The organism is Rhodopirellula maiorica SM1 (assembly GCF_000346295.1).
GTDB classification, from domain to species: domain Bacteria; phylum Planctomycetota; class Planctomycetia; order Pirellulales; family Pirellulaceae; genus Novipirellula; species Novipirellula maiorica.
Map to the genome: position 1 here is coordinate 1 of NZ_ANOG01000280.1, position 16,421 is coordinate 16,421.

Sequence of the window (16,421 nt, forward strand, 5' to 3'; positions counted from 1 at the left end):
ACTGCACCGCTATCTATCAAGATCGCGTTGTCCGATGGCATCGCATTCTTAGGGACGCTCGAATTGCGGCGGTTGCCTAATCGACGTCCGTTCACGATGGACGAGCATCTCGATGCAAAAGTGCTGGCAAGTCGCATGTCCAAACGCATCGTCGGCATGCCCCAACCACGTTTTTCCGAAGCGGTCCATCGCAATTAGGACTCAAGCGCTGCAGACGGTCTAAGCAGCTGGTCAGGAGTCCTGCCGCATATTAGCCGCTAGCGGCTTGTTGATTCAATCGAATTGCAAATCGCATTATTGAGCCGAGTGCCGTAAGGCACCGGGTCATGCGTGGAACCCGGCCGCTGACGCGCGAGCAGCTCATTAAATCAGCAGCTCATTAAATCAGCAGCCCGATAACGCCCAAACGCAACGCCGTGAAGCATTTATTCGTAGCGATACTCGAGAGAGTTTCGGTTTGACTCGCGTGGACGAAAGTTTCTGCGACTTTCGCTACCGTGAATTCGCTAGCTACGCGTTGGCAAACACGCTGCGGAGCATCTCAAGACTTTTGGGAATCGCGGTCTCGTGAGCCTCTTTGCCTTCGAATTCGAGCGAGATGTAGCCGCGATAGTTGGCCGCCTTTAGAATCGCCGCGACTTTAGCGTAGTCGATCTCCAGCGTGTACCAAGTACCGCCCCCGTAGTAGGTTTTTGCTTGGACAAAGACCGCCTCTGGAGCGAGTTTTTCGTATTGGGAATACTGATCTTCGAGGAAATTGCCGGTGTCCAGCGTGACTCGCAGCCAGGGCGAATCGACCTCACCGACCACCCGCAGAACCCCATCGGCGGTGCGGCCAAGCCCCCAGTGATTTTCCAGCCCCATCACGACGCCACATTTCTCTGCAGTGGCTAAACATTGCTCGAGTGAATCACGCACCCATTTGAATCCGTCGTCATCGGTGTATCCCTCTAACCTCGGCTCAATCCCTTTGTTTTCCATCAGTTCATCGAAGCTGCCCGAAGTTCCCCAACGCCCGGTGTTGACGCGGATGGTGGGAATCCCCATGGCGTAGGCAAGCTCGATGCAATGATTGGTATGGTCGATCGCTTCTTGACGTTTTGCAGCGTCCGGCGAAACGAACGATTGGTGGGTCGATAGTCCGCACAACGACAGACCTTGGCGAAAGGCTCGCTGTTTGATCCGTTGCAGCGTCGCATTGGATTCGTCTTGCATTTGGACATGCAGAATCTCGACAGCGTCGAACCCGGCGTCCGCGGCCAAATCAACACACTCCTCGATCGACAATTTGCTGTCGTCGCGGTACCGCCAATAGGAATAGGTCGACACCGCAATCGGATTGCTCTTTCGAGAGCTGGATTTGGCGGATTGATCGCTGTTCGGCAAAGAGTCAACCTTTTGCCCCTCGCTCTGAGGGGAAGCGGCGTTGGCCCCGGCCCCCACCAATGCGGTTGCGGTCGCAATCGCTCCTGCGACCGCTTGACGGCGATTGCAACGCCGCGGCAATACGGCAACTTGCCTCGCGATCGGTGCAGCCTTTGTCGAACTTGCCGCTGGAGCATCACAATCAGTTGGGGAGGCGAAATCCGTCATAATCAAAGTTGCTCGGGAATGGAGGATCGATAGGGCAGCGGATGGCAGAAATTGCGAACGCAGTATAACCTGAAACGCCCCGTCGACGGACATCCCGCCAGTGTCTGAACCGCAAATTGTCAGCACGGCAAGAAACTTCCCTCATTAACCGACTCGTTGTGTCAAATTCTGATTCCATCGCTGACGAACTCGCCCCCCAACCATCACGCTACGTGGTCGGCATCGATCTAGGGACGACCAACTGTGCTCTGTGTTTCATTGATACGGAAAAGGAACCCTGGTCCACCGAGACGTTCTCGATCGCTCAGTGGATTGATTTTGGTCAATGCGAGAATCGCGAAACGCTGCCATCGTTTCACTATGAATTGACGCACGACGAATCAGCCGGCGGGCACCGACTGGCTTGGCAAGACGACGCCACGCCCTATTGCGTCGGAGTGCTGGCGCGGGATGCGGGGCATCGTCACCCAGGCCGGCGAGCGGCATCCGCCAAAAGCTGGCTCTCGCACGAAGGGGTCGATCGCACCGCCGATTTGTTGCCATGGCACGGTGACGCCGACGTCAGCCGCTTGTCGCCGGTGGACGCATCGGCACGTTATTTAAAACACCTGCGATCCGCGTGGGACCACACGCATCCCGATGACCCGCTAGCTCAGCAAGATGTGGTGATCACGTTGCCGGCGTCGTTTGACGAGGTGGCGAGAGAATTAACGGTCGCAGCAGCCAAAAAAGCGGGGTTGTCGCGAGTCTATTTGATCGAAGAACCGCAAGCCGCATTCTATGCCTGGATCGACCGCCAGCAGGACCAATGGCAAACCAGTGTGCAACCGGGCCAGTTGATCTTGGTCTGCGATATCGGCGGCGGCACGACCGACCTGACATTGATCCGCGTTCGCGCGGCGGGGGAATCGGGAGACCAAATTCAATTTCACCGCGTCGCTGTCGGCGATCACTTGATTCTCGGGGGTGACAATTTGGATTTGGCGGTGGCAAAGCTCGCCGAAGCAAAAATCATCGCTTCGGGCGCAAGCCACGCTTTGTCACCGAGCCAATGGGATCGTTTGGTCCAGGTGTCGCGGACTGTCAAAGAAACAATGCTGCAAAACGATCGTCCCGAATCCTACACGATCAATCTGCCCTCCGAAGGTTCACAATTAGTCGGTGGCAGCATCCAGGTCGAAGTCACCGCAGCCGAGATCGATGCCACTTTGATGGACGGATTCTTTCCTAAGGTTGATCTGGACGCGACCGCAATCGCAGGTGACAGTGGATTCCAAGAGTTCGGCTTGCCTTACGCGGCGGATGCGGCGATCACGCGACATCTGGCCGAATTTCTAAACACGCACCGTCGGACGGGACTGGATGAACAAGACGATGATTCGGCGGAACGACCAGCGCTAGTGCTTTTCAACGGCGGAGTGATGTCGGCACCAGCAGTTCGCCAGCGGATCGTCGAATCGTTGTCGCGATGGTTCGCCGAGGACAACGAGGACTGGCAACCCCGCGTCCTCGATTCGCCGCGACTCGATTTGGCGGTCGCGCAAGGAGCGGCCTACTATGCGGGCGTCCGTCGTGGGCATGGCGTTCGCATCGCCGCGAATCTGGGGCGATCGTATTACATGCAAGTCGCCGATAATCCGCCGCGAGGATTGTGTTTGATCCCAGGCACGGCAGAAGCTGGCCAGCGATTTCGCGCCGATGAACATCCGTTGGAATTGCAGATCGGCGCACCGGTGCAGTTTCCGTTGTGGGTTAGCAGCACGCGATTGGCCGATGCGGTCGGAACGTTGATCGAAATCGATCGCAAAGAATTTTCTCCGTTACCACCGATCTGCACGGCATTGGTGCAAGGCAAGCGACGCAAGGACGAAACGATCAATGTCGTCATCGAAGCCGAGTTGAGTGAGATCGGCACGGTCGGGCTGTACTGCGTCGACGCCGAATCGAGCAAACGTTGGCGATTAGAGTTCGATATTCGCAGCACGCTGGAAACCGATCGCGATGCCCATACGGGGCTCGGCGAAGCACACGGGATCGTCGACTCAGACACCGTGACTCGGTGCGCCGCGGCGATCGAAAGTGTGTTTGGTGAATCAACGACAAAGCTAAAGCCCAATCAATTGGTCAAACAGTTGCAGCAGATCACTGAAACGCATCGCAACGAGTGGCCGCCGTCACTGTTGCGAGATCAGTGGCAATTTCTGCTAGATAATCAATCAGGACGTCGTCAATCACCACAGCACGAATCACGCTGGCTGAATCTTGTCGGCTTCTGTTTGCGGCCCGGCTATGGTGTCGCGGTCGATGATTGGCGTGTCTCGCAAGTGTGGCGTGCAGTGCACAACAAATTGGTGTTCCCGGCGGCCGCATCACGTACCGAATCGATGATCTTGTGGCGACGGATCTCAGGCGGATTGACCGCAGGCCAACAAGCGCAGTTGGCCGCGCCATGGATCAGTGCTCTGAAAAACCGTTCGCGAAAGGTCGAGCCTCACGAAGCTGCCGAAGCATGGCGATTGATCGGATCGCTGGAACGTTTGTCGGTCAACGACAAAGTCACGTTGGGACGCGTCGCGATCGACGCCGTTTCGCACAAGAAGAACGAAAAGATCCGCCATGCATTGTTATGGGCGATCGGGCGTTTGGGCAGTCGTCAACCGCTGTATGGTCCCTTGAATGGATGCGTGGCGGCAAACGAAATCGCAAACTGGATCGAGTCGCTGATTCTGCTGGACCGCAACACCGACACGACAGCGCATGAATCGGTTTGGATGTTGGCGTTAGTACAGATCGCTCGTTTGACCGGAGACCGCTATCGCGATTTAGCACCGCAAGTGCGAGAGGAAGTGATCGAGTACCTTGCTGCCAGATCCGCACCGGCTCATTACCTCGAATTACTAAAGACCATCGGGCGGCTGGAAAGCGAAGAAGAGGCGGCGATTTTCGGAGACTCATTGCCGCTAGGAATCCGGCTGGTGCGATAGTTTTAACATCGCAGCCCGCAGCGGCCGTTCAACGGTCGCGAATTTCCATCGGTTCGGCTGCTCTTCGTCGTTCACCGCCGCCGCTCATCATTGCCACGGCGATCCCGCCGAGCACGACGAGCAGCACCGCGGAAATCACATGAGGCCGATACTTTTCCCACGTCGTGGGTACGGAATCCGATGACGATTGTGTTTCCGGTGAGGCGTTAGGATCCATCATATTTCGATTTAAATGTGCGTCCAGAAAGGGTCGTGGCCAAGATCCTACCCGATCCCGCCATGCATTTCGACCATCGCTCGGGTAGGCAGCAAGCAAAGTTACGTTATGCCATTCGGGCTTGTCCCGGCGGCATAAGCACTGCCCACTAGCCTTAGCCCTATCCACATTTTCTCTCACCTTTCCCCGCTCGACGAAGTTAGGGTGTTGGGAAGATGTGCGTTCAGCGACTTTTGGCTTTATCGCCGCGTTGCTGGATCTTGGTCGATGGGCGGATTGTTTTGACCCGCTACCAACAGCCGTGCCGTCGCGATGCGAAGACTCTCTAGCCCTGCGGCTGAGAGCCGGCCGTATGCCGATGTTCCCGCGTCCGCATCGTTGGTTTTGTGAACCTGGGCGTTCAGGTCGACGTATTGGCTGACAAAACGTCGCATCTGCTGCTGTGTCCACCCTCGTTGCTGCTGTAGAAGGTTCAGGTACTCGATCAATTGCTGGGCATCTCGATAAGCTTTCAGTCGCATCGAATGTCGAACGACCGTTTGCCCTGCAGGATCTTTGTCAAAGATGAACACTCCTAATTGATCCGCCTCTTTCAATGCACTACCGTTTTTGTTGACCGTTTGCCAGGGAACGATGCCGGTCGCTCCGTATTGCCAAGCGTCCAAAGCCCAGGCCTGGACGTTACGATTGGATTCGTGGACGTGATTCGTCGTGCCATAAACCCACGCCTTCAATCCATCTCGATCGATGCGGTCGGTGACCAGACGACGATAGTTTTGGAAAGCCGCCGAGGATACAACCCATAGATCATCTCGCCCGCCCAACTGGCCTCGGCAATATTCGGGACGCGAGATGTCGATGCGATAATCGATTTGCACATCTGCTGCGACGTCACGGCCGCGATCGGTCAGTTCACCATAAAACCGCAATGCGCGGTAATCCCAATAGCTCGTCGGCTCATCCAAAATCCACGGAGCCTTTGTCTTTTCGTCAAGCGATCCCTTGTTATTGAAATACACTTGAAATCCGGTTTGCTTCCAACCGTTGGCATCGGCAAGTCTGGCAAAATCCTGCAACACATTGACATACGTTCGAGCATACTCGGGGTGTGCTTGAAACGCTTGGTACGCATCCGGATTGCCATTGAAGTAGGCTCGGCAATTCAGCGGCCAGCTTTCGTGAAACGTCAGGTAAAATCCCGGCGCCGGGATCGGCCCACGATGGCCGTCTTGGAACAGCGAACCATCGATGTAAGGCCCGAAGGCTTCCACAAAATCGTCCCAGTATCCCGTTTTGGAATCTGGCTGAATAGCATCGTACCGTTTGTTGTCCATTCGTCGCCCGGAACGAAGACGCATATCAAGGTTGCTTTTCCTTGAACCCGGGGCTGCCGTATTGTGCGAGTAATGCAAGATATTGGCATGCACGCGGTGGTCGTAGGCAATTTGCTGCAATGCGTAGTAATCATTGACGTGATCGGGCAGCCCATAGCCATTCATTTCGCATAAGAATGTCGCTTGCCGAGGCAGTGCAAAGGGAAGAACATTGATCGACAACGGCACGACGCGACCGTCGGAAATAGTGATTTGCCCTCTGCGAACACCTGGTGATGAATCGAAAGGAATGTAAATATCGGCAACAATGCATTGATCCCTATTTGATTGCAGCGTCACCGTTTCAGGCAGCGGCAGCAGCGGATCGGGAATCCTGCGTCCGTTTGCTGGCACGTAGAGCGCGTGATGTAAATCGACACGCGTCTCAGGTGACTCCATATCCACTTTCACGGCGACCGGTTTTCCGACGTCGCCTCGTAGCAACAACTGGAATCCGACGACTTCGCCCGCCGCAGCGGTCAGCCGAACTTGTCTGCCGTCGAAGATTGGATTGTGAGTCCGATAGTTTTCCGGAAGCTCTCCCACAGCCTCGCCGGACGCATCAAACTTATCCGTAACCGGAATCACACTCAGCCCGTTGATTGGCGACGGGTGCGGCGGAGCAAACGCTAGCGGCGGGCGAACGACAGGTGCGGACTTCAGGATCACGCTACGCAGCACCGCAGCCGGCGAACGCTGGCCAGTGCGACTGAGCGTCACGACCCTGATTTCATACGCTTGGTCGGTGGTGATCGACGGAGGCAGGTCACGAAGCGGAATGGTTTGCGAGTGTCCGGGCCGCACGAGTGGAATATTGTGTCGACCGAGCGAATGACCATCCACGGTGACTTCATAGGCAAATCCCTGCGTCGGCGATGTCAGCGTCAGACGAGCGGATTTGTCGTCTACCGCCTTTAACCGCAGATTCGTAGCCGGATCGGGATCCGCCTCAGCCGAATCGTCGAGTTCGACAAGCAGATAGGGTTTCTTGCCCGATTGCTGATGCGAGAAAATGGTAGGGTTGCGCCGATAGTCGGTGTCGTGTTCATGAATGGCCAAACCATCGGCGACACCAATCGCCATCGCATGGACCATGTCGGCTGGTACGTCCCAGTGGTACCTGCCATCCCGAATCAATGATTTCGTTTGGTGAACCCGCGTGAAGCCGTTCCCACCGCAGACCGCCGGAAACCGACCGCCCAAGTATCCCCAGCCGCCTACCCCTTCAATACCCGCGGTCAGACCGTTGGATCGAGTTTCGTCCCAGCGACTGGCAATCGTCGACAGCGTGACGCCGGATATGGTTTCTTGCCCCTGAACGCAAACCAGCGCGGCCTGCTTGACTCGTTTCCCCGCGATGGCCGACATGTCAAACGCCATGGCAACGATATGCTGGTTGCCTTTGACACGGATCTGCCCCTGCTGTCCCGCGTTCTCAGTCCACTCGCCATCGACCATCACAATCGAGTTGTCTTTTGTCACCGGCAATGAGATCAAATCACCCGCGTCGGTTTTGGTTGCAGCGAGCAAGACTAGCGACAACAGAGCAAACAGAATCCGCATGGTAAGACGTGCCTTCGCAACGATAGGAAAGGGGAACACTGAAAAATACGGCAGCCCAGGAATCACAGCGAATCCATTTTCGGGCTTTACCCCGACCGCAACGCAGATCACGATTCTTCAGTGCTGCCATTGGTGCTAAATTGTACCGGAACGTTGTGATGGTCGTGCCCGCCGACACCGTTTCCACACCAATCATGTGAACTTGTTGTATCGAGGTGTTCGCTTCGTTCAACCCACTTCGTTCGGCCCAACAGCCAAGTGCCTCGCTCATTTGCTGTTTCGCATCTGCACCGCGACTCCGTTCATGCTACGCTGTGACCACACGAATAACGTCCCGCCTGAGAAACCAATATGCGATCCCCAACCCAAATTAGGCTTCGTTCCCCATTTCGTTTCATCCTTTGCGTTTCGTTGTCGATTGCGGCGTCCGGATGGGTCGGCCACAGTCATGCCGACGACCAACCGCAGACCAATGCGAAATCGCCATCACAACCGAACATCGTGTTGGTGATGACCGACGACCAAGGATGGGGGCAAACGGGCTACTACAATCATCCGGTATTGAAGACACCGAATCTGGATGCGATGGCAGAGGGCGGCTTGCGTCTGGATCGCTTCTATGCCGGGGCTCCGGTCTGTTCACCGACGCGGGCGAGTGTTTTGACGGGACGATCGAATGATCGCACCGGGGTACAATCGCACGGGTTTGCTTTGCGTTTACAAGAAACATCGATCGCCAATGTGCTGAAGGATGCCGGATATGTCACCGGTCACTTTGGCAAATGGCATCTCAATGGAATGCGTGGTGCCGGGGTCCCTGTACTGCATACCGACACCCATCATCCCGGACATTTTGGATTCGACCAATGGGTTTCGGTCACCAATTTTTTTGATCGCGATCCGCTGATGAGTCGACGTGGGAAGTTCGAACAATTCACCGGCGATTCGTCGGACGTGGCGATGACCGAAGCAATCGATTTTATTTCGCGACAATCTAAAACAAACCAGCCGTTCTTTACCGTCGTCTGGTTCGGGTCACCCCATTCGCCTTGGTTGGCCAATGACGATGACTTGAAATCCTTTGCATCACTCGACAAAGATTCGCGGCACCACTACGGCGAATTGGTGGCGATGGACCGCAGCATCGGCACGCTGCGAGACTCGCTACGACGACTTGGCATCGCCGAGAACACGTTGGTGTGGTACTGCAGCGACAATGGCGGATTGCCAAAAATCAAGCCAGATACCGTCGGTGGACTGCGAGGCCATAAGGGAAGTTTGTTTGAGGGCGGACTGCGTGTCCCCGCGATCATCGAGTGGCCTGCGATGATCGAACCACGCGTCACGAGCTATCCCGCCTGTACGATGGACATCTTTCCGACGCTCGTCGACCTACTGTCGCTCGACGAATCGGTCGCACCGAATGAGCTGGATGGCGTTAGCCTAGAGCCGCTGTTTCAAGAAGAACAGGGACCTCGTGAAAAACCGATCCCCTTTCGTTTCGCGAAAAAGGCGGCGTTGGTCGACAATCAATTCAAATTGTTGGCGGAAAATTTGGATCGATCCAAGTTCTTGCTCTATGACTTGGAAAACGATCCTACGGAAACCACCGACGTCACGGCACAGCATCCGCAAGTGGCAAAGCGAATGCAGAAGGCACTTCTCGCTTGGAACGAATCGGTCGAAGCAAGCGTTGCGGGAAAAGACTATCCCAAGGGCCAAGTCGATCCCAATCACCCCCAGCCTCGATGGTGGACCGAAGTCGAGGAATACAAACCGTTCTTTGACCAGTGGAAGGATCGTTGGGAGTACGCTCGATACTTCAAAACGAAACGAAAGTGAGTTTCGACGGGTTCGATTGCAACAGATGACTCCTGCCTGCGGCGTTTGAACATGTCGGCTTGTTATCGAGACGACATTTTTGAGAAGACGCGGCGAACAATCCTTACGCCATGACTTTGATGTTGAGAATAGCTGAATGAATCGTATTGCACTTTGTATGGTTGTACTGCTTGGCTGCCACGCAGCGTTCACGCTCCGTTTGAGAGCCGCCGAGAAGCCAAATGTTTTGATGATCTATGCCGACGACATCGGCTATGAAGCGTTGAACTGTTATGGCGGACTGGATTTCAAAACGCCTCGTTTGGATCAGATGGCAGCGGCAGGGATACGATTCACCCGCGCCTACGCCAGCCCTGTGTGCACGCCATCGCGAGTCAGTTTGCACACCGGGCTCTATACCACTCGGCACGGACATCTCGGCGTGCTGCCGGTCCATCATGGGACGGGGCAAAAGGTCGACTTCCAAAAGATGCCCACTTTTGCTCAGCAGCTGCGTGCGGGCGGCTATGCGACAAGCGTGACGGGGAAGTGGCAATTAGCAACGCTTCAGGTATGGCCGGATCATATCCGCGATGCGGGCTTTGATTCGTGGTGCATTTGGCAAATTTGGCGTGATGGGAAAAAGACGCTGCGGCACTGGAATCCCACGCTGAACGAAGATGGGCACGTTCGCGAGGACATTGCCGATCGGTTTGGTCCCGATGTGTTGGCCGACTACGTCATTGAACAAATGACCGAGGCGAAAGCAGCTGGAAAACCGTTCTTCATTCTTCACAACGAACTGTTGCCGCATGATCCGATCATCGAAACGCCAGACGATCGAGCATTGGGGCGGCAAGCCCAGCTGGGAAACATGATCCATTACATGGACAAATTGGTGGGGCGTTTGTTGGACGCCGTGGAAGAGCTCGGAATCCGAGACAACACCTATGTCGTGTTCATGGGCGACAACGGCACACACGACGTCGATTTCAAAAATCCAAACTCAGGACAACCGTATGAGCACAAACACACTCGCCATACCATCGCGGGCAACGTCAACGGTGGCAAGTTTCAACTGAACGATGCTGGCACGCATGTACCACTGATCGTGTGGGGGCCAAAGTCGGTGCCGGCCGGAGACGTGTGTGACGATTTAGTGGATGTCGTTGACCTCTTTCCCACGTACTGCGAATTGACGGGGACCGCGATCCCCGCGTCGCTCTCAATCGATGGACGCAGCATCGCCCCGCAAATCCATGGTCGTGCCGGCACGCCACGGACATGGGTGCATCATGGCATCGCGGGCAAGGGCGAGAATCTATTTGATGGTTCGTGGCGTCTGTTTCGCAAGGACAACAAACTTGTCGACGCTCGCAAATTGCCAACCGAATCAACGGTGTCTCAGAAAAGTGAGCCGATCAACGCGGTGAAAACCCGCTTGGGTTCCATCTTCGAGAAAATCACTCCCACCGGCCCGCGGCCACCTGAGCCCTTCCCAACAAAGATGCTAGGAAGGGAAGGAACAAGCGATTGACGGACACGGCTGCTGGGCAAGGATTAACCTTGGCCGCGTTCTTCGAGCTGCTCGCGGTACGAGTCGCGTTCGCGGCGTGTGGCTTCCAGATCGAAGATCAAGTATTTCATGTCCAAGCGAAGCTGTGACAACGCTTCTTGCACAAGGTTCAAGATACGTCGACGCCGGGTGCTGCACTCGACCACGCGGTCCAATGCCGGAGCGACTGCATCACGATAACGTGCAGGAAGTGAATTGATCGCGTTGATCATCTCTTGCAGCTCTACAGGAGTGTCTTCGTTCTGCTTGTTGGTCGATCCAATGGTCTTAGGCATTCGGTTGTGCTCCGTAGAGTGAAATCAGCAAGTGGTGTCTTGTAATGCTTTGCTATCCATCGCATGCGAAGTGCCGATTCCCTGGCCGAGAGTTCTGATTCGATCGTAAGACGCGTCCAGTCAATGACTTAGGATGATTGGGCCGGCGATGATGTCAAAATGCAACGTTGCATTTTTTCAACCGACTTCCTCTTGGCTTGAAGCCCTAAATCTTGGTATGGGAACGTTTTACGTTTGTAGAGACGGCTTTCGACGGGATGTGTTTTTTTTTCAACACGCTGTCGCATTTGCCGTACATCTCGGCTGTGAGTTGCTGGTAGCGGTTTGTCGCACAGGTGAAGTTCACTGTGGCAAAGGACGAACGAGCAACTGCGGCTGATTGTTCCGCGTTCGAGCTCGGTGGTCAACGATCAATGTCCTTGCCAAGGCAATCCGAATCCAAATCGTCGTCGGTCAAACCGTCTTGGCAAACCCTGCGCATTGTGCTCGGCGGGTTGGTTTTTGCGGTTGCGGGATTGGCGTTAAGCGTACCGCGTGTCCATGCCCAATTGTATGATTCGCTCGATGCCTATCCGCCGCGTTGGCACTTGGACACCTCGGATTGCGATGCTCGAATTCTGACGCATCAACATTTGCCCGACGGGGGAATCGATGGCCGCGCATGCGAAGTGGTGACCCTAAACGCGACGCACGGCACCGAAGCGGTTTTGGCCTATCCGATCGAACCAATCGTGCCTATCGATGGATTGACGGCGAACATGGCAGTGATGAGTGCCCGTCCCGGCGCCCGCATCGGCTTTCGCGTTCGCTTTCCGTACTTGCGGCCCGAACCATCGCGGCGACCGGCGTCCGTGATCGTGTACGGGGCTAGCTATAACGACTCGGGCCAATTTGCCACGATCGGAATCGGCATGATCGAGCGTCCGCTTCGTCTGAAAACAATGGCACTGCGTGGCGAGCATGGATCCGATGCCAATCTAAAAGATCCCTACGTCGACGCCGTGGTGGTGAATGCCTATAGCGGGGTCGGCGTCACTGCGCTGCGACTCGATGAGTTGCGAGTTGACGGGATCGTTAGCGTCAGTGACGTTTCTCGCGCGACGCTGCCGCAACCCGATTCACGCGGCAGCGACCGTGATCAACGCAGCGGTGCTGCGGCGATGAATCGTGAACAATCCGGCCGCGTCGATCCCGAGGGATCGTCAACCGCGGCGGTCGCCAGTCGCAACAATGCCTTTCCCAACGGCAAGATCACTCGCATTCTACAGCACAACGGCGAACCGCTGGCGTGGGTCCGATCGCTCGGCTTCGACGCCGTCCAGCTTTCTTCGCCCCCCGACGCGCTACTATTGAATGAAGCGATACAAACGCGAATGACCATTTACGCACCGGCGCCGTCGGCACCGGATCCGTCACTGCAAGCACTGCTTCATCCGGTTGCCGCGTGGTACATCGGTCACAACGAAGCTCTCGATTCGACTCGAGTCGATGCGGCCGATTTGACGGCTCGTCGGCTACGCAGCTTTCCGAGTCCGTGGCAACGGCCGATTGTCGGTGCGCCATCGGAAAGTTTCCGGCGTTATATGACAATCATGGATGCGATGGTGCACGACATGCCGATTCGCTCGCGTGGTTTGACCGCCGAAGAGGAGGTTGCGGAAATGGCTCAATTTTCCCGCCGCGTCGGCGACCGCGTGCAAACAGCTGCGGGCGTGATGAGCATGCCGCCCGAACGGACACTGCGACAAACACAAGCGATTGCCGATTCAATTGGCGCCCCTCAACCGACCGGGTTTCGCTGGCACTCGATGTGGCTACAGACGATGCGCAGTCTGCAGATTTCGCCGCATGCCATCCTCTTCCGCTCGACGCACTCGTTGGCCTCGGGCACCGAACTAGACACCCATCGATCCATGGCGCTGAGCTACGTGAATCGAGTGATTGCCATGCTGGAACCGTGGATTGCCGGCGCGACCCCGGTGACGCCGCTGCGGGTGACGGGAGCTCCCTATTACTGCAGCCGGTTATCAAAAGACGATGTCGACGTGGTCTTGTTGACGTCCAAAGCATCACGTGGTTCAGAGGTCTTGGCGGGTGATGGGCAAACACTCGAGTTGATCCTGTCGCCGACTGATTCGAAAAAGACTATTTGGCGATTGACAAATTTTACCGCTCAACGATTGGCCGCGGACGTCACCGCGACCGGAGCACGGTTGTCGATTGTGTCACCCGATGCAGCGGAGATCATTGTGATCAGCAGCGATCCGAGCGTGGGTGGTGAATTGAGCCAGTCCGCTGCCCGGTTTGCTCGCCAAGCGGCACTGGACCGTTGGCAGTTGGCCGGTGATTTGGTACGACAAACTCGCAACCAGTGGCAAACCGTGTTAGCGTCGCAAGTCGGCGACCGTAATGCACCGATGGATTTGATCGGGGTTGCGGGACGAACGCTGGCCGAAGCCGAACCGCTGTACCGCGCCGGCGACACCGACGCCACGCTGCGAATGGCGCGTCGTGCGGATGCGTGGGCACTACGCAGTGAATGGCAGTTAACCGAGACGCTGATGCCCGATTGGCCGCGGCCCACCAGTTGTCCGCCGATCGACTGTGGCGCCGCCGAAGTCCAAACGATGTGGTTTCCGTTGACCCAAGAGCGTGGTTGGAGCCGAAACTTTTTGACCGCCGGAGCTTTGGACACTGCAGAATCACTGAGCGAAGAACGCTGGAAATTTGGCAAGCGACTCGAGGGCCGAGCGAAAAGCGAAGTCGTGTTTGCCAGTCGTGGATCCTACGCGGGCCCCGGCGCCCTGCTGGCTCGCGCCACCGCGATCGCCGACGACCCGCTGCCCGGCGGTTACGAGGGAACCGTCATCCAGATTCGCAGCCCCGCCGTCCGCGTCCCCGCGAATACCGCAGTTCGCATGGATGCCCTGGTGCGAACCATTGGTTTTGGTCGACCGCACCAAGGAGTGTTGGTGTATGATTCGATTGGTGGCCAAGAAATGGGTTTGTTGGTACGTGGCCGATCGGCGTGGACGCCCGTCCGGCTGTATCGTCAAACGACCGAGGAAACCGACATCAGCGTGATGTTTGAACTGATGGGCGACGGTGAAGTGATGATTGACGAAGTGACTCTGCGACTTTGGCAGCCCGAAAAGGAACCGCCGCCGAAACCGTTCCGGCCCCTGAACACGCGGCCCCTAAACACACGGCCCTTCAGCACCCAGCCCCTGAATAACGGGCCCCTCAGCACCGCGGTTGTCGACGACGCCCCGCAGGCTGAATCACGTTGACATGCGGCGATCCGCATCATCATCGTCATCGCGGTGAACGCTGTTTTAGCGGAACACGTCAGGTGCTGTTCGGTTTTCATGAGCGGCGACGCATCAGCGGCGGGGTTCTACGCCTTACCCAGTGCCTTGGGAAACTGCGATTTGTAAGTTCGGAAAGTCTGGCTCCTCTCGCTTCGGCTAGGCAAAAATGGACAACTTGTTGTGATAAAAATACTTCACAACGGTTGCCAGCCCCGCGGAACATCTTTCGCGGGCGTTGGTTTAAGACGACAATATTTCAACCACTTTAGCTCAACCCCAATTACGACGAGGACGTCCAATGCATCAAGTAAAAATGTTCAAAAGCGTGGATACGGAAATGGCGGACATGGAGCATCAAATTAACCGCTGGATGCGTAAAAGCGGTGCTCGTGTGATCTCGATTACCGGCAACATCGCCGGTTCGCCTAACATGTCCGGCGGTCCATTGAGCAGCTTCGCAGCAAGCGACGTGTTCGTCATCGTGCTGTACGAAATTGATGCCCCACAAAAGGCGTAGTACGCGGACAATGGCTGCACCGGAGATCGAAATATGTCTGTGATGACGATCGCATGTGACTGCACGACGCAGTGCCTTTGGTTGAACGCTGCGGAATTATCGGGTATAATTACTCGAACTTACCGGGAATCGGTAATCCCCTCTGCGAAACAAAAACACAGAGAAGCATGAGCAATCTAGGAAGCAGCCCCGTTAATCACTCCAACCAAAATCATCGCGATCCATCTATTGAAAAGGGGCCATGCAGTAACAATGGCTCCGAACAAACCGTGACTTGTTCGACCCAGCAACTTAACTCGCTAAAAAACGCGAGAAAGCTCTCGCAAGAGTTGGTCCGCTGGATGCGCCGGCAAACCGAATCCCAGGAACAATCCAGTCAATCGGTACAAACGCTGAAGCTGGATCTCGGGGGTGTTGACCGCCTTAGCAGCGTGGGGGTGAACGAGTTGATCGAAATCAACCGCAAAGCACGCAAAATGGGCGTCAAGCTGATTCTCACCGAAGTGGGAGAAGCGGTGCAAGAAGTCTTTGCGGTGACACGGCTGGAGCGTATGTTTCACGTCGTGAATACCAGTCCCTCTTGATTGCTCTTCGAATACAGCCTGCTCTACATCAACGGACTGGCTCGCGAGAACTTTTCTTATCGTGATCTGCGATTTTGCGGCAATTCGTCAAACGCAACCGGTTTGGACCTGATGTCGCCCCCGTCGTTTATGTAATGGGGACGATCTTCACGCTGACCCCAATCAACGATTGCATATGGCTTTGCTGTGGTTACCGGTTCGCCACCCAAGCGATGTTGACGGAAAACGGGTGAGGATTATAGTCCGCGACTACAAAGCCACTGGTTTCTCCGTCGACTGATCGGTTTTGATGAAATCATGGATTTCAGCTGCGACGGTTCTTTACGTCCCTTCCCATTACTCGAATCGATTCCGATCGATTTCTGACCTGACATGCTAAATTTTTTCCGCTCACGAACCGCGACGGCCAAGGATGACTTGCTTTCGGGTTTGACCGTTGCGCTTGCCCTTGTTCCCGAAGCGATTGCGTTTGCGTTTGTCGCTGGCGTTTCACCGATTATCGGTCTCTACTCGGCTATTCTTTATTGGCTTGATCACCGCTGCGTTTGGTGGGCGTCCAGGGATGATTTCGGGGGCAACCGGTGCGATGGCCGTGGTCGTCGTGGCA

12 protein-coding genes are annotated in these 16,421 nt (G+C 55.9%); 8 read left to right on the forward strand and 4 right to left on the reverse strand.

Features of this window, described 5'->3' with window-relative positions:
• Window positions 1–198: hypothetical protein (locus RMSM_RS40820; protein ID WP_040764933.1), on the forward strand; the 198-nt coding region annotated here is incomplete at its 5' end.
• Window positions 199–510: 312 nt separating this feature from the next.
• On the opposite strand, the gene RMSM_RS09050 is transcribed toward RMSM_RS40820, so the two are convergent.
• Window positions 511–1,593, reverse strand: coding sequence for a sugar phosphate isomerase/epimerase family protein (locus tag RMSM_RS09050; protein ID WP_081614088.1), 1,083 nt, complete (start codon window positions 1,591–1,593; stop codon window positions 511–513).
• A gap of 158 nt (window positions 1,594–1,751) precedes the next feature.
• Between RMSM_RS09050 and RMSM_RS09055 the strand changes: the two genes are divergently transcribed.
• Window positions 1,752–4,577: an Hsp70 family protein gene (locus tag RMSM_RS09055; protein WP_008694463.1), complete on the forward strand. Its 2,826-nt coding sequence runs from the start codon at window positions 1,752–1,754 to the stop codon at window positions 4,575–4,577.
• A gap of 28 nt (window positions 4,578–4,605) precedes the next feature.
• Here RMSM_RS09055 and RMSM_RS09060 read toward each other — a convergent pair whose 3' ends face one another.
• A complete protein-coding gene (locus tag RMSM_RS09060; RefSeq protein WP_008694465.1) occupies window positions 4,606–4,797 on the reverse strand; it encodes a hypothetical protein in 192 nt (63 codons plus the stop codon).
• Window positions 4,798–5,033: 236 nt separating this feature from the next.
• The gene (locus tag RMSM_RS09065) at window positions 5,034–7,730 is read right to left on the reverse strand and encodes a fibronectin type III domain-containing protein (RefSeq protein WP_008694467.1); all 2,697 of its coding nucleotides are present in this window, start codon (window positions 7,728–7,730) and stop codon (window positions 5,034–5,036) included.
• 351 nt (window positions 7,731–8,081) lie between these two features.
• On the opposite strand from RMSM_RS09065, the gene RMSM_RS09070 reads away from it, so the two are divergent.
• Both RMSM_RS09070 and RMSM_RS09075 read left to right on the forward strand, forming a co-directional pair.
• On the forward strand, window positions 8,082–9,572 hold the full coding sequence (locus RMSM_RS09070) for a sulfatase family protein (protein ID WP_008694470.1): 1,491 nt from the start codon (window positions 8,082–8,084) through the stop codon (window positions 9,570–9,572).
• Window positions 9,573–9,708: 136 nt separating this feature from the next.
• On the forward strand, window positions 9,709–11,088 hold the full coding sequence (locus RMSM_RS09075; protein ID WP_236622061.1) for a sulfatase-like hydrolase/transferase: 1,380 nt from the start codon (window positions 9,709–9,711) through the stop codon (window positions 11,086–11,088).
• 23 nt (window positions 11,089–11,111) lie between these two features.
• On the opposite strand, the gene RMSM_RS09080 is transcribed toward RMSM_RS09075, so the two are convergent.
• Window positions 11,112–11,402: a hypothetical protein gene (locus RMSM_RS09080; protein WP_008694477.1), complete on the reverse strand. Its 291-nt coding sequence runs from the start codon at window positions 11,400–11,402 to the stop codon at window positions 11,112–11,114.
• A 419-nt stretch (window positions 11,403–11,821) separates the two neighbouring features.
• On the opposite strand from RMSM_RS09080, the gene RMSM_RS09085 reads away from it, so the two are divergent.
• The 4 genes from RMSM_RS09085 to RMSM_RS09100 form a co-directional block, all read left to right on the forward strand.
• The gene (locus RMSM_RS09085) at window positions 11,822–14,692 is read left to right on the forward strand and encodes a hypothetical protein (protein WP_236622062.1); all 2,871 of its coding nucleotides are present in this window, start codon (window positions 11,822–11,824) and stop codon (window positions 14,690–14,692) included.
• Between the two features lie 319 nt (window positions 14,693–15,011).
• Window positions 15,012–15,230 (forward strand): hypothetical protein, encoded by a 219-nt coding sequence (locus RMSM_RS09090; RefSeq protein ID WP_008694482.1) that lies wholly within the window; start codon window positions 15,012–15,014, stop codon window positions 15,228–15,230.
• A gap of 269 nt (window positions 15,231–15,499) precedes the next feature.
• Complete coding sequence (locus RMSM_RS09095) at window positions 15,500–15,814, forward strand: STAS domain-containing protein (RefSeq protein WP_160168266.1); 315 nt, start codon at window positions 15,500–15,502, stop codon at window positions 15,812–15,814.
• A 372-nt stretch (window positions 15,815–16,186) separates the two neighbouring features.
• A partial coding sequence (locus tag RMSM_RS09100) for a SulP family inorganic anion transporter (RefSeq protein ID WP_040764936.1) occupies window positions 16,187–16,421 on the forward strand: 235 nt, incomplete at its 3' end.